Origin of the sequence: Gordonibacter sp. An230, from assembly GCF_002159915.1 — a bacterium.
Lineage (GTDB): Bacteria > Actinomycetota > Coriobacteriia > Coriobacteriales > Eggerthellaceae > Rubneribacter.
This window is the reverse complement of the sequence record NZ_NFJP01000008.1, coordinates 25,212-45,324: the sequence shown is the minus strand read 5'-3', so window position 1 is coordinate 45,324 and position 20,113 is coordinate 25,212. Positions and strand designations below refer to the sequence as shown.

Annotated in this window: 15 protein-coding genes; 4 read left to right on the top strand and 11 right to left on the bottom strand. The window is 64.4% G+C overall.

All coding sequences use genetic code 11. The features are described 5' to 3' along the window. Positions 1-15: 15 nt before the first annotated feature. From B5F40_RS05735 to B5F40_RS05710, 6 genes are all read right to left on the bottom strand, one after another. Complete coding sequence (locus B5F40_RS05735; RefSeq protein ID WP_140396431.1) at positions 16-1,341, bottom strand: helix-turn-helix transcriptional regulator; 1,326 nt, start codon at positions 1,339-1,341, stop codon at positions 16-18. Positions 1,342-1,406: 65 nt separating this feature from the next. Next, positions 1,407-2,243, bottom strand: a complete 837-nt coding sequence (gene ispH / locus B5F40_RS05730; RefSeq protein WP_087193418.1) for a 4-hydroxy-3-methylbut-2-enyl diphosphate reductase — start codon at positions 2,241-2,243, stop codon at positions 1,407-1,409. Further along, positions 2,240-3,094 carry a lysophospholipid acyltransferase family protein gene (locus B5F40_RS05725; protein WP_087193417.1) on the bottom strand — a complete coding sequence of 285 codons (855 nt, stop codon included), beginning with the start codon at positions 3,092-3,094 and terminating at the stop codon, positions 2,240-2,242. The genes ispH and B5F40_RS05725 overlap by 4 nt, the downstream gene beginning before the upstream one ends. Further along, the gene (gene cmk, locus B5F40_RS05720) at positions 3,091-3,801 is read right to left on the bottom strand and encodes a (d)CMP kinase (RefSeq protein ID WP_087193416.1); all 711 of its coding nucleotides are present in this window, start codon (positions 3,799-3,801) and stop codon (positions 3,091-3,093) included. Before cmk ends, B5F40_RS05725 begins: the two co-directional genes overlap by 4 nt. Further along, complete coding sequence (gene aroA, locus B5F40_RS05715) at positions 3,798-5,132, bottom strand: 3-phosphoshikimate 1-carboxyvinyltransferase (protein ID WP_087193415.1); 1,335 nt, start codon at positions 5,130-5,132, stop codon at positions 3,798-3,800. Before aroA ends, cmk begins: the two co-directional genes overlap by 4 nt. After that, a complete protein-coding gene (locus B5F40_RS05710; RefSeq protein ID WP_087193414.1) occupies positions 5,122-6,297 on the bottom strand; it encodes a prephenate dehydrogenase/arogenate dehydrogenase family protein in 1,176 nt (391 codons plus the stop codon). The genes aroA and B5F40_RS05710 overlap by 11 nt, the downstream gene beginning before the upstream one ends. A gap of 381 nt (positions 6,298-6,678) precedes the next feature. On the opposite strand from B5F40_RS05710, the gene aepX reads away from it, so the two are divergent. From aepX to B5F40_RS05690, 4 genes are all read left to right on the top strand, one after another. Continuing rightward, positions 6,679-7,992: a phosphoenolpyruvate mutase gene (gene aepX, locus B5F40_RS05705; RefSeq protein WP_087193413.1), complete on the top strand. Its 1,314-nt coding sequence runs from the start codon at positions 6,679-6,681 to the stop codon at positions 7,990-7,992. Further along, positions 7,989-9,122, top strand: a complete 1,134-nt coding sequence (gene aepY / locus B5F40_RS05700) for a phosphonopyruvate decarboxylase (protein ID WP_087193412.1) — start codon at positions 7,989-7,991, stop codon at positions 9,120-9,122. The genes aepX and aepY overlap by 4 nt, the downstream gene beginning before the upstream one ends. Continuing rightward, positions 9,119-11,029, top strand: coding sequence for an iron-containing alcohol dehydrogenase (locus B5F40_RS05695; protein ID WP_087193411.1), 1,911 nt, complete (start codon positions 9,119-9,121; stop codon positions 11,027-11,029). Before aepY ends, B5F40_RS05695 begins: the two co-directional genes overlap by 4 nt. 103 nt (positions 11,030-11,132) lie before the next feature. After that, the gene (locus B5F40_RS05690) at positions 11,133-15,137 is read left to right on the top strand and encodes a YidC/Oxa1 family membrane protein insertase (RefSeq protein WP_087193410.1); all 4,005 of its coding nucleotides are present in this window, start codon (positions 11,133-11,135) and stop codon (positions 15,135-15,137) included. Here the strand turns inward: B5F40_RS05690 and B5F40_RS05685 are convergent. The 5 genes from B5F40_RS05685 to serC all read right to left on the bottom strand — a co-directional run bounded on the left by B5F40_RS05685 (position 15,134) and on the right by serC (position 19,937). Beyond that, positions 15,134-15,976 (bottom strand): pseudouridine synthase, encoded by an 843-nt coding sequence (locus B5F40_RS05685; protein WP_087193501.1) that lies wholly within the window; start codon positions 15,974-15,976, stop codon positions 15,134-15,136. The two genes, B5F40_RS05690 and B5F40_RS05685, sit on opposite strands and share 4 nt — an antisense overlap. A gap of 182 nt (positions 15,977-16,158) precedes the next feature. Then, positions 16,159-16,974 (bottom strand): SMC-Scp complex subunit ScpB, encoded by an 816-nt coding sequence (scpB, locus tag B5F40_RS05680; protein WP_087193409.1) that lies wholly within the window; start codon positions 16,972-16,974, stop codon positions 16,159-16,161. Between the two features lie 3 nt (positions 16,975-16,977). Then, the gene (locus tag B5F40_RS05675) at positions 16,978-17,769 is read right to left on the bottom strand and encodes a segregation and condensation protein A (RefSeq protein ID WP_087193408.1); all 792 of its coding nucleotides are present in this window, start codon (positions 17,767-17,769) and stop codon (positions 16,978-16,980) included. Positions 17,770-17,782: 13 nt separating this feature from the next. Further along, positions 17,783-18,460, bottom strand: coding sequence for a site-2 protease family protein (locus B5F40_RS05670; protein WP_087193407.1), 678 nt, complete (start codon positions 18,458-18,460; stop codon positions 17,783-17,785). 376 nt (positions 18,461-18,836) lie between these two features. Next, positions 18,837-19,937 (bottom strand): 3-phosphoserine/phosphohydroxythreonine transaminase, encoded by a 1,101-nt coding sequence (serC, locus tag B5F40_RS05665; protein ID WP_087193406.1) that lies wholly within the window; start codon positions 19,935-19,937, stop codon positions 18,837-18,839. Positions 19,938-20,113 lie beyond the last annotated feature (176 nt).

Below are 20,113 nucleotides of genomic sequence, written 5' to 3'. Positions count from 1 at the left end.
GAGACGGATGCGCCGTCAGAACGCCTGATCGATCAGCTCGTCGCGGCTTCCGACGCCCACCTTCTCGTAGATATGCTTGACATGCGTCTTCACAGTGCTCGATGAGATGAACAGCGTTCTGCCTATCCCCTCGTAGGATCTGCCCTCCAGAAGGCAGGAGAGCACCTCTTTCTCGCGCGGAGTCAACCCGTAGCGTTCGCCCATCCTCATGCTGATGGCCTCCTGCACAGGTGCGGAGGAACCCGCCGCGTCGGACACCTGGTTCACGGCGAGCACCACAACGTTGAAGGCGAGGTAAGCGAGGAGCACGGCCGTCAGGACTGCCGGCAAGGATGCCGGATCCAATGCAAAGGACAAGGCCTTGCCCGCCAAAAATCCCGCACCGTACACGACCATCTTCGCGGCGAACGGCGCCAAAGACGAAACGCCGCTGCCCCGTGAAGCCACGATGATGGCAACGAGCACGTGCACTTCGAACAACGAAAGCCCCACGTAGTACATTGCGTCGAAAAGCACGGGCAGGCCCGCCGCCCCGTCGAAGCGACCCAGCACGAGAGAAGCGAGCAAGAGGATGGTCGAGAGAGGGAACACCGCTCCGAAGAGGGCCGACCGAGCCTTGGGCCCATTGCGGCCGCAGAAGCCAAACACGAGGTTCAAAGCGCAGACCAGAAAAGCCGCGGCCAGTGCGATGGGCGGACGGTACTCTTCCACCGCGGCCTCGCCCCACGTGAGCCCGGTGCCGAACGCAACGGCCGCTGCGGCGGCGAAAGGGCCCCTCAGCGTGAACAAGAGGCCCTTCGCAAACCGTTCACGCCCGAGCGGCCCTTCAGACCTCGTCGCGCCGGCGCTCACGATGCGAAACGAGCGGTTGAGCATGGTCAACGACAGAGCCATCACGGCGCAAAACGCCACGCACCACACCCCTTGGCCGCGCATGTCCACGTACGTCACCGCGCGCGCAAGCGCACTGAGGACTAGCGCGCAGGAGACGGCCGCGAACAGGCGGGGAAGCGGCAGCACCTCGTAGACCTGCACCCACAACAGCGTATACAGCACGAACGCGCATCCGAACAGCATGCAGGCGAAAAGCTGGACGGCAAGGCCCCCTTGCCCGCCCATCACCAAACCCGCCTGATCGACCGCCACTCCGACGATGAAAAGCGCTCCGAGTGCAAGGCACGAACGCGCATCGGGTCTCAAGTCGAAACGGCCTCGGAAGGCCAGCAACGCGAGCGCAACCGCCGCGCACAGCATCATCGCAGCTTGAACGAACACGGGATGATAGTGAAATCCCACCTCGGGAGCGAAGGACAGCCGGTTGAAGAAAATATAGGCGTACACATAGTATCCCGCCAAACAAGAGAGGCGAAGGGCGGAGGCCCGCGGCCCTCGTCGCGGCAACGGGCTCACAGCTCCTCGAGGCGCGCCGTCACGGCGGCTATCTGCGATTCCGGGGTGGAGGCGCCTGCGGTGACACCAACGGTCCCACAGCCCTCGAACCAAGCGGGATCGATCTCGTCGGGCCCTTCCACATGGTGGGTGCGCGCACAAACCGCAGCGCAGATGTCGGCAAGGCGGGTCGTGTTCGATGAGTTGCGCCCTCCGATGACCACGATGGCGTCCACTTCGCCCGCGAGTGCGGCTGCAGCCTCCTGGCGTTGGCGAGTGGCGAAGCAGATGGTGTTCTTCACCTCGCACGCCACACCGTGCTCGGAAAGCGCGCCCACCACCGCGTCGAGCGTTTCGCGCGTCTGCGTGGTCTGCACGACAACACCTGCCGCCTCGCCCGTATCCTCTGGAAGATCGTCGGGCGAGGCCACCACGGCCACCTCGCCTCCCGCTTCGCGCGCGTACGCGACAAGGCCCTCCACCTCTGGATGCCCAGCCTCGCCCACCACGATGACGCGGCCGCAGCGCCGCGCGAGCTCGGCGGCCGCTTTCTGAGCGCGGGCCACATGGGGGCAGGTTGCGTCGATGAGAGGCAGTCCGCGCTCCTCGACGAGGCGGCGCACCGCAGGAGCCACGCCGTGGCTGCGGATTATCACCGGCCCGCCTCCCACGTCGTCAACGCCTTCGACGGCCCGCACACCACGCCTCTTTAAGTCCGCCACCACCTGCGGATTATGGATGAGAGGACCGAGCGTGGCCGCGCCGTCGCCCTCCTCCGCGGCGGCCAGCGCCATGTCGAGCGCCCTTTGAACGCCGTAGCACGCGCCCGCATGACGGGCGAGCATCACCTTCATGCGCGACCCCCTGCCTCGGCTCGCGCGATCCCCAGAGCGGACGCGACCTCCTCGGAAGTTCGCTCGGGCACAGGATGGCGGGCGAACTCGTCCGTGAAATCACGGCCCTCCGGGAACAGCGCCCGCATGTCCACCTGCTCGCGCGGCACGCGCAAAGACAGCGCGAAGCACTCGCGCATGGCGTACCAGGTGCAACCCTCAAGACGATCCTCCTTCGGCAGGAAATCGAAGTCCTCCACGAGGACGGGGTTGCCGTACTCGACGGTGATCTTCGGAAAGCGAAGGAACTTGCCCTTCTGCTTCACGAACTCGGCATTGCGCACGGTCATGGGAAGGATGGGCGCCTTGCCCATCTTGGCGATGAACGCCGCACCCGAATGGATCTCGGGCGTCTTGGAGCCTTTGCCGCGCCGCGTCCCCTCGGGCAGGATCCCCACGATCTCGCCGTTTTTCAGCATGCGCGTCGCGCGCTTGATAGCCGTGCGGTCGGCCGCATCGCGCTTGACGGGAAACGCCCCCACGCGCGAGAGTATCTGCCCGACAAAACCGTGCGCGTTGTCGAACAGGTTTTCACGGCCCATGAAGCGCACCCACTGCCGCGGGCGCGTGGCCAGGTACATGAACGCCACGTCCAAAAACGACGTGTGGTTCGCGACGATCACGACGCCGCATCTCCCGTCGAAAGCGCGAACACGCTCGCGATGGTCCACGCGGTAGCGGAAGCACGCCTTGAACACGCACGACAGGAAGCCCCAGATAAGGTTGCCCGCCCAATGCGGCACCTGCCGTCCTTCGGACACGCCGCCAAGGGGCATGTCCCACATCTTCTCGTAGGGAAGGATGAGGCTCATCGCGCCCCCTCGCTCCCATCGCCATCGACGCGCGCACCGACAGCCCGTCGCGCGAGCGCGCATATATCGCCGATCACGTCTTCGATGAAACGGCCCGTGGAGTCGATGCGAGCCGCATCTTCGGCCGCTCTGAGAGGAGAGGATGCGCGGGACGAATCGATTTCGTCGCGACGGCGGATGCCGGCGAGCACCTCGTCGTAATCGATGGACCCCACCCCGCGATCAACGTTTTGGCGCACGCGGCGATGCGCGCGCTCCTCGGCGGAAGCGGTGAGGAACACCTTCACCGGAGCCTCGGGGAACACGACCGTGCCGATGTCCCGGCCCTCCACCACGTAATCGCCCGAGCGGCCGATGCGCTGCTGCTGCTCCACGAGCGCCTCGCGCACGGCGGACACGGCCGACACGGGACTCACGGCGCGGTCGATCTCCGCCTCGCGTATGGCGGCGCTCACGTCCACGCCGTCGACAGCGACGCCCCTGGGCATGGGGTCCCCCGACCCATGCACGAAGGATATCTCGCATTCGCGCGCGATGCGGCCGAGCCCCTCCTCGTCGTCGAGCGCCACACCGTCCCTGAGCGCCCTCCACGCCACGGCGCGGTACATGGCGCCCGTGTCGAGACAGGAGAAACCGAGCTCTCGCGCCACGGCTTTCGCGACCGTGGACTTTCCGGCCCCGCTCGGGCCGTCGATGGCAATGATCATCGCGCCAACCTTTCGATGTCAAGAAGGAACCGGGGATAGCTGACCTCGACGGAGGCGAAGTTCTCGACTTCGACGGGAGATGTGCCGCACAGGCCGGCGAGCGCCCAGGTCATGGCGAGACGATGGTCGCCCTTGGAGTCGAAAGAGACGCCTTCGGGCGTGCGCAGACCGGGCTGTCCCTCGACAACGAGATCGTTGCCCTCCACCCATGCGTCCACGCCGAGGCGCCCCAGACCCTCGACGATGGCGGCCAGGCGGTCGGTCTCCTTCACGCGAAGCTCCCCCGCCTCGCGAAACACCGTCACACCGCGCGCGTGCGCGGCCACAAGCGCCAGCACCGGCACTTCGTCGACGATGGAAGCTATCTTCTCGGCCGGCACTTCGCACCCGTGCAGGTTCTGAGTGTGGCGCACCGAGATAACCCCGTAGGGCTCCTTTCCCGCCGCGCCCGTGCGGCGCACGCTCACGTCGGCTCCCATGCGCTCGAGCGTGCGCACGAAGCCGATGCGCGCAGGGTTCAGGCTCACGCCCTCGACGCGAACGGAGCTGCCAGACCGCATCGTCGCGGCGCACACGATGAAAGCCGCCGATGACGGGTCGCCCGGCACGCGAACTTCGCACGCTTTAAGGAGGGAGGGACCCGTCACGCTGGCAGCGCGGTCGGCGGCGGTGGTGTCCACGCCGAACTCGGGCAGCATGAGCTCGGTATGGTTTCGAGAGGGAGAGGGTTCGCGCAGGACGGTCGTGCCCTCGGCATAGACACCGGCTAGGAGCACGGCCGTCTTGAGCTGCGCCGAGGCCATGGGCGCATCGTAGGCGATGGCGCGCAACCGCCGCGAACCGCACACGGTGATGGGCAGCGTCTCGCGTCCCTCGGGCTCGAAGCGCGCGCCCATCTTCATGAGCGGCGCGGTGATGCGGCGCATGGGACGGCGCACGAGGGAGTCGTCGCCGGTGAGCTCCACGCGCACGTCCCACGGCGCAAGCACGCCCATGAGCAGGCGCGCGGTAGTGCCGGAATTGCCGCAGTCAATGGGGCCGTCGGGCTGGCTCGGCCCGCGCCCGCCCCATCCGGTCACGGCGCCCGCAAGGCTTCCGTCAGACTGCTCCTCGAGCGAGGCTTCGGCTCCGAGCGCACGCACTGCCCGAATGGAAGAGCGCACGTCCTGCGAGTCGAGCACGCCCGAAAGGCGCGACGTGCCCTCGGCCATCGCGGCGAACAGAACGGCGCGATGAGAGATCGACTTGTCGCCGGGCACGGAGATCGCGCCGGTCAGCGGCGCGGTCAGGGGCGCGAAGAGGGTCGTGCCGGATGTCTGGTCATGCGACATGGGCGTGCTCCTTTGCCGTCAAAGGACTGAACGACACCGAGAACCCCGCGTCGATGAGCCGCGACGACAGCTGCCCTACGTCGCCCTCGTCGGTGAGCACGAGGCTGAGCACGGCGCTGTCCTCAGTGACGTGATCGATTTCGATGGATTGGATATTGCAACCGGCCGAGCTTGCGTACGTAGTGACCTCGGCCACCACGCCGGGACGATCCTCCATGGGGATCCGCACCTCGACCAAGCGCTCGGTCGAGGGCACCCATGCGGCGGGCAGAGCCCGGCGCGCCTCGGCCGCCTCGGACAGAAGAGCAGTGAGCCGCGAACGGTCCCCCGAGGCGAGCGCGTCGGAGAACGACGCGATGATGCCCCGCATCTCGTCGAGGCCCGCCGAAAGCGCATCTTTGTTGTCGAACGCGATGCCGCACCACAGCTCCGGAGAGCCGGCGGCGATGCGCGTGGCGTCCTTGAAGCCCCCGGCGGCCAGGCGCATGAGCGCCTGCCTGTCGTCAGCGTGACGGTTGGCAAGCTGAACGAGCGAAGAGGCTACGAAATGCGGGACGTGACTCACCACGGCCACCGCTGCATCGTGCTCTTCGCGCGGCAGAACCACGACGCGGGCGCCGAGAGAGGTGACGAACTCGTGCATGCGCGCGAAATGCTCGGCCGGCGTTTCCGCGTCCGGACAGAGTATCCAGTGCGCGCCTTTGAACAAGTCGGGCCGCGCCCCGTCGATGCCGTTTCTCTCAGAACCGGCCATGGGATGTCCCGGCACGAAGTTCTCAGGATGCGGAAGCGTCCGCGCCGCCAGCCCGCAGATGCGCTTTTTCGTGGACGCCGTGTCGGTGACGATGCCGCGAAAGTTCCATGACGCGAGGCGCTCGAGATGTCCTTCGACGGCGTCCACCGGCGCAGCGAGCACCACGAGGTCGCAGCCCTCCTCGACGAACTCCCGGAAAGCCGCGTCGTCGGGATGGGAGGCCGCGCTCGCCCACTTGCGCTCAAGCGCCTCGTCGCGCGTGCGCGCGTCCACGTCGACGGCAAGCACCTCCGCACCTGGATGCGCCTCGTGGACGGCGGCGGCAAACGACGCGCCTATCAGGCCGAAGCCCACAACGGCGATGCGCCCGAAGCCCGATTCGCCTCTTTGCGCAGCTTGCCCTTGTGCCATTCGATCAGGTTCCTCCTTGTATGTCGCGCCGATCTTTCGCCCCGAACGGGGCCAAGCGAACTCAACGGCATTCTACCATTAATCTCCTCCGAAGGAGACGGCGTGCAGCAAGCACGTCTTTTCAGCAAACGGAGTTGGATTCCCGGATCATTCGCCGCCAAGGATGCAGGCGGCTTTGCGGGCCGGTCACACGCGAGCCCCCCCTCCCGCCCTTTGAGGAGAGAGCTTTCCCTCGATTAGGTCCAGAAAATTCATACCCTCCCCCTGTGCAAAAATACTGTAATATTACAAATCGCATATGAAATCGCCTCCTACGACGGAGGCGATTTCACGCGCCCTCATCCGGGGCACTCTATATATCTTCCTACAGAAAGACCGACCATGGACAAAACCGTCTACCTGTCAGTATCATCCGACATCGTTCACGAAGGCATCCTCAACGTCATGGAAAGAGCCTGCCAGCTTGGCACGGTGATCGTCGGGGTGCTCTCCGACGAGACGATAGCCTCCTACAAGCGCCCGCCGATCCTCGACGAGGACTCGCGACTGCGCATGTACGCGAACCTTAAAGGCGTCTCGCGGGCCATGCTTCAAAAAACCCTTTCCTATCGGGAAAACCTCCTCGAGGTCAGACCCGACTTCGTCGTGCACGGCGACGACTGGAGAACCGGCATCCAAAGCTCCGTGCGCAAAGAAGTCGTCGACACGCTTGGCGAATGGGGCGGAAAGCTGGTGGAGGTCCCTTACACGCGCGGCGTCTCCATGAGCGGCCTCGAGAGCGACCTGCGGGCGGCATACGCCTCCCCGGACGCGCGCAGGGGAGCGCTGCGGAAGCTGCTCGCGACGAGACCCCGCTTGCGCGCGCTCGAGGCCTCCAACGGGCTTTCCGGCCTCATCGTGGAGGCCGCCCGGTTCTCGGACCCCGAGTCAGGCGCGGTGCGGCAGTTCGACGCCATGTGGGTGTCCTCGCTGTGCGACTCCGCCTTCAAAGGCAAGCCCGACATCGAGCTCGTCGACTTCACCAGCCGCATCGCGACGATCACGGAGATCATGGAGGTGACCACCAAGCCCATCATCCTCGATGGGGACACGGGCGGGCGCGTCGAGCATTTCGCCCACAACGTCCGCACGCTCGAGCGCATCGGCGTGTCGGCCGTGATCATCGAAGACAAGACGGGGCTCAAGCAGAATTCCCTGTTCGGCACCCAGGTGCCGCAGCTCCAAGACGATCCTCACGCCTTCGCCGCCAAGATCCTCGCCGGAAAGAGGGCCCAAAGAACCCGCGACTTCATGATATTCGCCCGGATCGAGTCGTTCATCGCGAAGGCGGGCCTTGACGACGCCATGATGCGAGCCCGGATCTACCTCGAAGAAGGGCATGCGGACGGAATCATGATCCACTCGAAGGAAAAGGACGGCAAGGAGATACTCGAGTTCCTAAGCGCGTTTCGATCGAAGTGGCCCGAGGTCCCCGTCGTCTTGGTCCCCACCTCCTACAACCATATCACCGACGATGAGCTTTTCGGCGCGGGCGCGAGCGTGGTCATCCACGCGAACCATCTTCTGCGCGCCGCGTACATGGCCATGCGGAACACCGCCGACAGCATCCTGGAGCACGGACGGAGCAAAGAGGCCGACTCGCTGTGCCTTCCGATACACGACGTTTTGACCCTCGTGCCCAAGGAGCTGCCATGACCGAGATCCATCCGAGCGCGTTTTGCGAGGCCCTCGAGCAAAGGGGCCTCGAGTTCTTCTGCGGGGTTCCCGACTCCCTGCTCAAAGACCTATGCTCGCACTTGCTGGCAAACGTGCCTTCGAACCGCCACGTCATCGCGGCAAACGAAGGCAACGCCGTCGCCATGGCATGCGGGTGGCACGTGGCCACCGGACGCGCCGCGGTGGTGTACATGCAGAATTCAGGCGAGGGGAACGCCGTGAATCCGCTTTTGTCGCTCGCCGATCCCGACGTGTACTCGATCCCCATGCTCCTCGTAATCGGATGGCGCGGAGAGCCTGGTGTTCCGGACGAGCCCCAGCACCTCAAGCAGGGAAAAGCGACCCTGGCGCTCCTCGACGCGATGGGCGTTCCGTACGAGGTGCTCGACATCGATCGTTGGCGCGAGCAGATCTCCTCCCTTGAAGCGCGCATGCGGATCGAAAGCCGACCCGTCGCCCTCGTGGTGCGCAAAGGCGCGCTCTCCTCCTCCCCCTTGCCCCCTTCCGTCGAGCCCGCGCCCCTCACCCGCGAAGCGATGCTCGAGCTGCTCTTGGACAGCATCGGGAGCGACGACATCGTGGTGGCCACGACTGGGAAGACGTCCCGCGAGCTGTTCGAAGCGCGCGAGAGGCGAGGGCAGGGGCACGCGCGCGATTTCCTCACGGTGGGCGGAATGGGCCACACCTGCTCCATCGCCCTCGGCATGGCGCTCGGCTCCGATCGCACGGTGTGGTGCGTCGACGGGGACGGCAGTTTCCTCATGCACATGGGCTCGCTCGCCGTGGCGGGCGCGATGGCCCCCGACACGCTCAAATACGTCCTCAACGACAACGGCGCCCACGAAAGCGTCGGCGGGTTCCCGACCGCGGGACGGAGCGTCGACATCGCTGGCATCCTGCGCGCATGCGGGTTCGAAACGACCAGCGTCTCCGCGGAGCTCGACGCGAGAGAGGCTTTCGAGACGATGCGCGAACCGGGAAGGAAGGCCCTGGTCGTCCGCACGCGCCAAGGGTCGAGGCGCGATCTGGGGTGCCCGGACATCGCCCCGAAGGACAACAAGCTCGCAATGATCGACATGCTGACGGAAGGGGCGGGGTCCCGAGCATGAAAGCCCTGATATTCAACTCGGGCCTCGGAAGCCGCCTGGGAAGCATCGCCGCGAAGCGACCGAAGTGCATGGCGGCGATCAACGGCGAGAGCATATTCGCACGGCAGGTGCGCATCCTCTCCGATCTGGGAGTCAGGGACTTCGTGGTCACCACCGGCCCCTTTTCCGACCAGATACGCGAGGCGGCAACGCCGTTTCAAGCGCGAGGATGCTCGTTCTCCTTCGTTTCGAATGACCGCTACGCAGACACCAACTACTTGTACTCCTTCTGGCTTGCCCGAAACCTGCTGAGGGGAAACGACGTTCTCCTGCTCCACGGCGACCTCGTGTTCGATCGCTCGTTCGCGCGCAGGGCGCTCCTATCCCCCTTCGAATCGCTCGGAGCCGTGAACCGCGCGGCTCTGCCGCCTCGAAAGGACTTCAAAGCACGGGTCCTGAACGGGCGCATCGAGCACGTCTCCGTCGACGCATCGGGGCCTGACTGCTACGCCTTCCAACCGTTTTACCGGCTTTCGGAACGCTCTCTCGGACTCTGGCTCGACGAGGTGGAGAGGTTCGTGCAGCGCGGTGCCCTCGACGTTTACGCGGAAGAGGCCGCGAACAAGGTTTTTCCCCTGATGAACGTCGAAGCGCTATCGTATGAGGGCTGCTTCGTGGGAGAGGTGGACACCCCGGAGGACCTCCTTCACGCCGAAACCTGCGTCAAGCTGTTCGATTACGAGCAGCAGCCCGTCTACGAGGCCCTCGACCCCGGCTGCCGGCTCATCCTGCGCGATGCCGACGAAAGCGGCGAGCGAACATGGAAGGAGCTCCTCTCCCTCCACGGCATCGGGCGCCCGTTGGTCGTATGCGGCCCGCGCGCAAGGTCATCCGGACCGATCCGCGCCTATTTGGACGACTTGGATCATGCGGCGGCGTTCGACGGTTTCAGCCCGAACCCCACCTACGATCAAGCCGTCGAGGCCTTTCGGTCCTTTCGAGCGCAGCGATGCGACGGCCTGGTGTCCATTGGCGGAGGCAGTGCCATCGATCTGGCGAAATGCGTGAAAGCGCTCCTGGGCGCGCCCGACCCCCTCGAGCTCGGGACGCATCCCGACCTCCCCTCCCCTCGCATCGACGTCCCGCACATAGCCGTGCCCACCACCGCCGGAACGGGAAGCGAGTCGACCCGCTTCGCCACCGTGTACGTGAATGGCACGAAGCGCTCGATCAGCTCCGAGCGGCTCCTTCCCGACGCCGCCGTTCTCGACGCCCGTCTGCTATCGACGCTTCCCGATTACCAGAGGCGCTGCACGCTGCTCGATGCTCTTTGCCAGGCGATCGAGTCTCACTGGTCCGTGCGATCATGCGACGCGAGCAGGCCGCTCTCCGCGGAAGCGATGCGCCGCATCGCGCGCGATGCAGGATCTTACCTCGAAGGAGATGCCGCGGCGGCGCGCTCGATCATGACGGCCTCCAACTTGGCCGGAAAGGCCATCAACCTCACCACCACGACCGCACCCCATGCCCTGAGCTATGGACTGACCACGCTCAAGGGGCTGCCCCACGGCCATGCGGTCGCCATGTGCATGCCCGGATGTTGGCGCATCCTCGCGAAACGCGCCTCGAGCGATCCGGAGCTTGCGGAGAAGCTCGCCGAAATAGAGGGGTCGCTCGCACAGGAGACGTCGCGCGGTCCGTCGTCGGGACTCGAGGCGTTCGAGTCCATCGTCGAACTTGCGGGAACGGCTCGCTCGACCACCCTGTCGAACGACGACGTGGCACATCTGACGGGGACGGTCAACCTGGAGCGTCTGGCGAACTTCCCGGTCGAGCTTTCTCCGGAAGACGTGGCGGAGGTGTACCGCGGCATCGCGCGAGAACCGATTGCGGAGCACGTCGAAGAGCCGCAAGGGAAAGAAGCGTGACCGAAGAGACCGACCGCGCGGGACGAGCGTCCGCGCACGCTTCCCAAGACCGTACCGAAACGCAAGACCGATCGACCCCCGTTCGTCCCTAAAGGAGCAACTCATGGGCTTTCCTCTATCCGAAGCGCTCGCTGCCGCCATGCGGGCCTGTTACGATCTTGTCGGCGTATGGTGGGTGGTTCTGCTCGCCCTCGCCGTCGCCGCCAAAATCATCCTGTTCCCCCTCTCCTTGTGGAGCCATGCGAACAGCATCGCCATGGTGCGCCTCATGCCTCAGATCAATCGCATCAAGGCTCGCCATTTCGGGGATGGCGAGGCCATTTCGGAAAAGCAGCTCGAGCTGTACAGGCAAAACCACTACCACCCTCTCCTCTCCTTGGCGCCGTTCGCCGCGCAGATCGCCGTCCTGCTCGTCGCAGTGGGCGCCGTGAACTCCATCGCCGCCCAAGACGATCTGGGATTCTGGGGGTCCATACCCATGCGCGATGGCGGAGGATCATGGATCATGCCGCCCCTCGCCGCGCTCTCGGCGGTCGCGCTCGGATACTCCCAGAACCGCATCAACCCCCTCCAACGAGAGCAGGGAAAGCGCAGCCAGCTCGTCGCCAACGGCTCGTCTGTCGCCATCTCCTTCGCGCTCGGCATCTTCGTCCCCGCAGGGCTTGCGTTCTACTGGATTTGCTCGAACCTCCTTTCCATCGTCGTCCAAATGCTTTGCAACATCGTGATGGATCCTCGAAAAACCATCGACCGCGACGACCTCGAGGAAAGCAAGAAGGAGATCGCCCTGTTGGAATCGGTGGGAAGGACCTCCGATTCCCGCAAGAGAAGCCTCGAACTTGCACGCAGGGAAAAGGCCGATTACGAGAGGTTCTTCCGCGTGGAGGGAAAGCACGTCGTGTTCTACTCGGAGCGCGACGGGTTCTACAAGTACTTCCAGGGGGCGATCGAATGGCTCCTCGACAATTCGACCGTCCGCATCCACTACATCACGAGCGACCCCGATGACCGCGTATTCGAGCTTGCGAAGCAGCGCCCCCGCGTCATCCCCTACTATATAGGCGAGAGGAAGCTCATAACGCTCATGATGAAGCTCGACGCGGACGTGGTGGCCCTCACGCTCTACGAGCTTGGAAAGCATCACCTCAAACGCTCCCTTGTCCGCAAGGACGCCGAGTACATCCTTTTCCCGCACCACGCAACGAGCATGCACATGGTGTCGGCGGAGGGATCGTTCGACCATTACGACGCCGTGCTATGCGTCGGACCTCATCAGATCGAGGAGCTGAGACGCGAGGAGGAGCTGCGCGAACTTCCGAAGAAAGAGCTCGTCGCCTGCGGATACGATCTGATTGATCGCCAAATCGAATCATGCGCAGCCCTCGGAGGCGCGAAGTCGTCGCCGAACCGCCGTCCGACCGCTCTCCTCGCCCCCTCCTGGCAAGACGACTGCATCCTGGATCTGTGCGCCGTCGAAGTCGTCGAGTCGCTGATCGAAGCGGGCTTTCGCACGATCGTCCGGCCCCATCCCGAATACACCAAAAGAAACGCCGCGCGCTGGGACGCCCTCGTCGCGCAATGCCGAGAGCGTTTCCCCGAGCATCTCGAGTTCGAAGACGGGTTCAAGGCGGACGATCAAGGGTTGGGGGAGGCGGACCTGCTCGTCACCGACTGGTCCTCCATAGCCTACGAATTCTCCTTCTCAACCCTCAGGCCCTCCCTCTTCATCGACACGCCCATGAAGGCGAAAAACCCTCGCTGGGAAGACTACGGGATCATCCCGACCGACATCAGCCTAAGGAAGGAGACGGGAAGGGTCCTTTCCCTCGACGACGTCGGAACCGCAGGAGCCGTCGCCCTAGGCATGCTCGACGACGCGGAATCGTGGGCCAAAAGGATCGAAGCGAGACGCGCCGACTTCTTCTTCAACGGAAGACGGGGAGGAGAAGCCGCCGGAACATACGTCCTCGACCGCATCCTGTCCAAGCAGGATCATGCGCCGAAGGGGGGGGGGTGCGGCATGAGGACGGTCAGAAACCAGCAGCGCCTCCCGCTTGCCGTACTCGCGGTGGATGCGGTCTTTCTCCTCCTCGCGTCCTCTGCGCTTTCCCTCGCATGGACTCAGCCGGCATACGCCTACATCGACCCGTCGGTCGCAAGCTACACGGTGCAAGCCGTCGCAGGGGCCGCCGTCGCCCTTTCCGCCGTCGTCGGCACGGCATGGCGCGCAACGCGCAAGCGGCTTCTGGGAGTGCTCGGACTGAGCGAGGCGACCCGCAAGCAAGCCGAGCCTCCGGTGCGCTTCGTCGACCGCGACGATCCGGAAGGGAACGAAACGCTCCTGCAAGCCGACCAAGACGCCCGAAAGGACGCAAAACGGCTCCGGTCCCCGGTTCCGCTGCAGCCAATCCCCTGGCGCGGTCGTTTTCTCGGCATGCTCGCCCCCCTCTTGCTCGCAGCGCTCACCGTGTGCGTCTCGACGCCGCTCGAGATCGTCGCCAAGAACCCTAACGAATTCCTTTTCCTTCCGACAGACGCGCTGCCCGTGCTGGCCGCTTTCGCCCTGACCGTGTCCGTCGCCCTCTCGCTCGCCCTCTCGCTTCTGCGGGGAAAGGCCTATTGGATCGCGCTCGCCATCGTGTCCAGCGCGATCCTGTCGTCGTACTTCGCCATGTCCCAATTGGGATTTCTCGCCTTTCCCTCAAGGGGAGAGATGGACTTCTCGGATTATCCGTGGTTGCTCTTTGTATTCGACGCGTCTCTCTACCTTGCCCCATTCGCCCTGCTGCTGCTCTTCTTCTTGCGATTCCGCTCCAAATTCGCGCCCATCACCACCCTCACCGCCTTCGCGCTCGTTCTCGCGCAGACGGTGGGCTTGGCGGGCACCCTCGTCTCCCTTCCCGAGGCTGGCAGCTCGTCCGAAAGGCCTTACCTGACCACCGACGGCCTCTACACGCTCTCGGGCGAAGGCGACATCGTGGTGTTCGTGCTCGACATGTTCGACGACAACATCCTCGACAACGCATACGACCAAGCCCTCGCGCCCGAAACCTTGGCCGAATTCTCCGGCTTCACGCGCTTCGACAACGTCTCGCAGCTCGCAAGCCATACGCGCACCGCCATCCCGAGCCTCCTTATGGGACGGCCCTTTCTCGACCTCGACAGTCAGTCATGGTCGTATCAGCAGATCAGCGAGAACTTCGCGCAACGAAACCTGCTCGACGAGCTTCAAGAGCAAGGGTTCTCCACAGGCGTGTACTCCGCTTCCCTCCAAACCCACCTGGAGAGCATCGGCTCAAAAGCGGACAACCTCCGACCCGTAAACGAGCAGGAGGTGTCCGTCGACTGGGCGGGAACCGTGCGCTCCCTTACCAACCTGGGGCTCTACCGCGTATTGCCCCTCGCGTTCAAAAGCTCGCTTTACGAGCAAACGTATGCGGACGAGGTGAACCGCTCCGTCTTGCACGGCAGCACGGGGCCGTACCTGACGGACGACTACGCCTACTACCGGACCCTGCAGGAAACGGGCCTTTCCCTCGACGCCGAAAAGAAGTCGTTCCGCTTCATTCATCTGCACGGAGCCCATTGGCCCTACCACCTCGACAAAGCCGCTCAAAGGACGGACGACGAGACGGACGAGCCAACGCAGGCCCTCGGCTCCCTCGAGATCGTCTCCGAGTACCTGCGCCAGCTGAAAGAGCTCGGGGCGTACGACAGCACCACCATCATCGTCACGGCCGATCACGGGCTCGTGAGCGACGTCCTTCCTCCGAACGAGCGCCCCAACCCCGCCGTTCCCATTCTGCTCGCAAAACCGGCAACAGCCGGCAGCGAGCACTCCCCCCTTGCAACGTCGTCCGACCCCGTCTCCCATCAGGACATCTCGGCAACGATCCTCGAAGCTGCAGGAGGAAACGGCGACCAACGGGGAATGCCTCTGTTCGGAGAGCGTCCGGCCTCCGTCGACAGGAAATCGTACCCCATGATCGTCCGCGAAGAAACGGAGATCATCTTGGAGTACACGGTCGTCGGCGACGCTGACGACCCGAAGAGCTGGCAGGCCACAGGGCGATCCTGGGCTCCGGCGGGCGACAGCGACCAGGCCTAGGGGAGAGCCCCCCTCTCGTCAAGGTTCGCGCGAGAGGTGGCCGCATGCAGCGCGGCCACCTCTCGCTCCGAGAGCGCCCTCCACGCGCCTCGAGGGAGATCCCCCAGATCAAGCGGTCCGAAAGAATCTCGGTGAAGCGCCACCACCGGATGCCCGACGGCTGCGAGCATGCGCTTCACCTGTCGTTTCCTGCCTTCGTGCACGCAGATGCGCACGTAGGCGCGCTCGCGAGCGCGCCTACGGAGCGCATCGGCGCGCTCGCGCGAAGCGTTGGGCGCGACGACAGGGGGAACGTCGAGCACCCGCATGGCGCGACGCGCGTCCGCGCCTTCAAGCACGCTCGCTTCTGCAGGCTGGGAAGGACCGTCGTCGAGCTCGACTCCTTGACGCAGCAGCTCGAGCTCGCGCTCCGAAGGCCGTCCCTCCACGCAAGCAAGATAGCGCTTGACCACATGGCGCCTCGGATGCAGAAGGCCGTTACCCAGCTCCCCGTCGGTGGAGAACAAAAGCAGCCCCGTCGTGTCCGCGTCGAGCCGACCTACCGGGAACAGCCCCGGATGCGCGGAAACGGGCACGAGTTCGGCCACAGTCGGACGGCCTTGAGGATCGGACATCGTGGTCACGTAGCCGGCAGGCTTGTGCAGCATGATCGTAACGGGTCCGTCCGCAAGCCGCACCACTTTGCCGTCGACGGCAACTTCGTCCACGAGCGGATCGACCTTGCTGCCAAGCTCGGTGACCACGTTCCCGTTCACGGTGACACGGCCTGCCGTCATAAGGTTCTCCGACCCCCGTCGACTCGCCGCGCCGGCACGTGCGAGAAACTTCTGCAACCGCATGGGGACGATGCGGCCCGTTTCGTTTTCCTGACTCACAGCTCCTCCAAAATCGTCAAGAACTAGCGCAAAGCCTCATAAGGGCTCGATTCGCGCAAAAGCGGACCGAACCGCAAAGCGACCGGGAAACGCGGAAGGGGCCGCAGCGTCGACACGTCCTGCAGCTCGACAAAGCGGCGAAGGGGTCACTCGTCGTCTGTCTCGAAGGTCAAGTCATCGAAATCGATCTTTTCCACCAGACCGAACCCGCTCGCCATGGCGTCGGCAAGCATCTGCTGGGCAGCTCGGGCCGCCGCATCCTCATGCGCGGTCCGCGCGCCTTCGACCACCGCTTCGTCATCGAAGTCCAACTCCGCTCCGCCCAGCGGGTCATCCTGATCGGGCTCTCCATCCGCAAAAGCCCCTTCAGCGATGCGCACCTCCTCACGAGTAGCGGAAAGGCGCTCCCGGATGAAGGCGCGCGTGTCGTCGTCTGGCGCGAATTGGTCGAGATCGGGCAGATCGGCCGTCGAACGCAAACCGAACTTCTCCAGAAACGCGCGCGTGGTGGCGTAGAGCGTCGGGTTGCCCGGCGCATCAGCCGTACCCGCCTCGCGCACGAGGCCCTTCTCCACAAGCGAGTTGATGGAGCTGTCCGAATTCACGCCGCGCACGCCCGCCACACCCGAACGTGTGACGGGCTGAAGGTACGCCACGACGGCGAGCGTCTCCATGGCCGCATGCGAAAGCTTGCGCGTGTCCCACGAAAGAACGTAGCGCTCGATAAGCTCGTGAAAGGCAGGATGCGTGTACAGACGCCAGCCCCCCGCCACTTCGCGCAGCTGGACACCGCGACCCTCTTCGGCCAACTGCGCGCGCAGCTCGACGAGCGCGCGCTCGGCTTCGGCAGGCTCCACCTCCAGCATATCGGCCAGCGCGATAGTGCCCACCGGCTCGTCTGTGACGAACAGCAGCGCCTCAAGCGCCCCTTTCAACTGACCGTCCTGCAATCCCTGGAACATGACCTACCCCTCCTCGACCGACGTGAGGGCGTCATCACCATCGAGCAGAAGCTCACCCGACCCCTCGATATAGCGTATGTCGATGTCGCCGAACAGCTCCGACTGCTCAATCCTCACCATCGCCCGTTTATACAGCTCCAGGATGGCGAGGAACGTCACCACCACCACCGGCACGGGCGTGCGCTTGTCGACGAGCTCGGAAAAACGCAGCCTCTTCTTGTTCCGGATGCGCTGGTGTATGGCGCGCACGTGAACCTCTACCGGAATCGGCTTGGCCGCTATATGCTCGGATTCCAGCAGAAACACGTCTCGACGCGCGAGAGCGCGAGCCGCGAGAAGCGCCAAGCCTTCGAGCGTGACGTCCTTCAAATAGTCCGGCATGAGATTCAGAAAGCACGCATCGGGGCCGAACGGGCGCGAATGCATGCGCCCCTCGCTCACGAAGCGCGCGTGCAGCGCGGCAGCTGCGTTTTTGTATTGTTTGTAGGACAGCAACCGTTCAACGAGCAGATCGCGCGCCTCGCTGGGCGCCAGCTCCTCTAGCTCGTCGGTCGTCGCATCGCGGTCGCGAGGCAACAAGCTCTCGGCCTTTATCTCAAGCAATGTCGAAGCCACCAGCAGAAAGTCGCTTGCCACATCGAGGTCGAGGCTGTCCATGCGCTCCACCTCGGCGAGGTACTGGTCGGCGATCTGAGTGATCGAGATGGCCCCGATATCGACTTTCTGACGGCTGACCAGATGAAGCAGAAGATCGAACGGACCCTCGAAGCTGTCTATGCGAACCTTGTAGGACACGGATTCGCCTCTTCTACCCACCGAAGGAGAACAGGAGGTCGAACACGTTGTCCGCCGTGACGTCTAGATAGACGCCGACGGGATTCACGCGCAGCACATAAGGCACGAGGACGACCGCGACGAGGAACACCGGCATCGCATAGCGCTGCACCTTGTAGTACTTCGGCAGATACTTCGCCGGCAGGAAGAACGCGAAGATGGACGAGCCGTCAAGCGGCGGAACGGGCAGCAGGTTGAAGAAGGCAAGGTAGAGGTTTATGAGCGAGAACAGGGGAAGGAACAGCACGATGGCATAGTAAAGCAGATCGTTTTCAACGAGCAGGTATGCGGGCATCGTCCATGAGACGATCGCATGCACGGCTGCGCCCAAAACGGCGAGCGCAAGGTTGGCCGCAGGGCCTGCGAGGCCCACAATGAGATCGCCTTTGCGCGGATCCTTGAAGTACGCCGGGTTGTAGGGCACCGGCTTTGCGTATCCGAACGCAGGCATGTTCATAGCCATAAGAAGAAACGGCATGATCACCGTGCCGAAGGGGTCGATATGCTTGAGGGGGTTCATCGACAATCGCCCCGCGCGCTTCGCCGTAGGATCGCCAAGCCGCCATGCCGCGAACCCATGAGCCGCCTCGTGCAGTACGATGGCAGGAACGAAGCTCAAGATGGAGCAGATGAGGTACGGAATGGAAATCATAATGCAGACCAGTCTAGCGCAACCCGGACAGCTGGCGCATCTGACAGGCGAAACTTCACAAGGAAACGCAGGGCGCGCCATCATGCAAAGACACGAGGGCCAGCGGGGAGCTCGCCTCGCGCAGCGGTCGTCGGCAACGATGGTTCAAAGAGCTTTCGCCCGCACCCTAGCCGAAATCGCGTGGAGACAGCCCCCGCGTGAACTCTTCGGAGGAAGAGCGGCGAATCATCGCCAGAAACCTGGAGGGGCCTCGCCGAAACGTCCGGAAAGGCCGCTCGCGGCATACGGCAGGAGGCAGATGGCAGACGGCGACGAAGCCAACCAAATCCGGCTGCGCCGCCAAGGAGCGACCCCTCGCAGCGCAACCGTCCACGCCCTACCCGTTCTCACGCTCGAATCGATCCATGAAGGCGACGAGCGCCTCGACGCCCTCGAGGGGCATGGCGTTGTAGATGCTCGCGCGCATGCCGCCGACGCTGCGATGGCCTTTGAGGCTCTCGAGGCCGGCCGCCTTGGCCTCAGCGACGAACTTCGCGTCAAGATCGCTGCTCCCGGTGACGAACGGCACGTTCATTAGCGACCGGTCCTCCTTGCGGGCCGTGCCGCTGAACAGCCTCGACTGGTCCAGATAATCGTAGAGCAGACGCGCCTTCTCCTCGTTGCGCTCGCGCGCGGCCGAAAGCCCTCCCCTCTCCTTGAGCCATTTGAACACGAGCCCGCACACGTAGATACCGTAAGCGGGAGGCGTGTTCGAGAGACTGCCCGCTTCGGCCTGCGTCTTGTAGCGCATGATGGTGGGCGTGAAGGGCAGCACGTCGTCGCGCACGAGGTCGTCGCGCACGACGACGATGGTCACGCCCGCCGGACCGACGTTCTTCTGCGCACCGCCGTAGAGAAGACCGTAACGGGACACCTCCATCGGCTCCGAGAGGAGCATCGAGGACACGTCTGCCACGAGCGGCACGTCGCCTGTGTCGGGCAGCTTCGGATAGCGGGTGCCGTAGATGGTCTCGTTCTGGCAGATATAGGCGTAGTCGGCATCAGGCGAGAACTCAAGGGCATCCACGTCGGGCACGTAGGAGAAGTTGCCGTCCTGCGACGAGGCGACAAGGCGCGCCTCACCGTAAAGCCCCGCCTCTTTGAACGCCTTCTTCGACCAGGAGCCGCTCACAACGTAGTCGGCCGTGCCTGGGCGGCCGTCGGACCTGGGACGCATAAGGTTCATGGGGACGGCGGCGAACTGCAAGGTGGCGCCTCCTTGCAGGAACAGCACGCGGTAATTATCCGGAACGCTCAAAAGCTCGCGGAGGTCAGCCTCGGCCTGCTCGACGATGCCTTTGAACGCCGCCGAGCGATGGCTCATCTCCATGACCGACATCCCACAACCTCGGTAGTCGAGCATCTCGGACGCGGCTTGGCGCAGCACCTCTTCGGGCAGCACCGCGGGACCGGCGGAGAAATTGTAGACACGGGACATGGACGACCTCCTTAGTTTGGCGCGCGGACGATGCTATCAGTATACGCGCGCAGCTCCCTTCCCCTTCGCTCCATCCCGCTAAAGCAGCGAATCCGCGCCCGGACGGTTGAGGCTCATCGTCGTCCAAAGCGGTCCTCTCCGGATGGGAAGGCCCCTTAAAGGACTCCGAAGGCGCG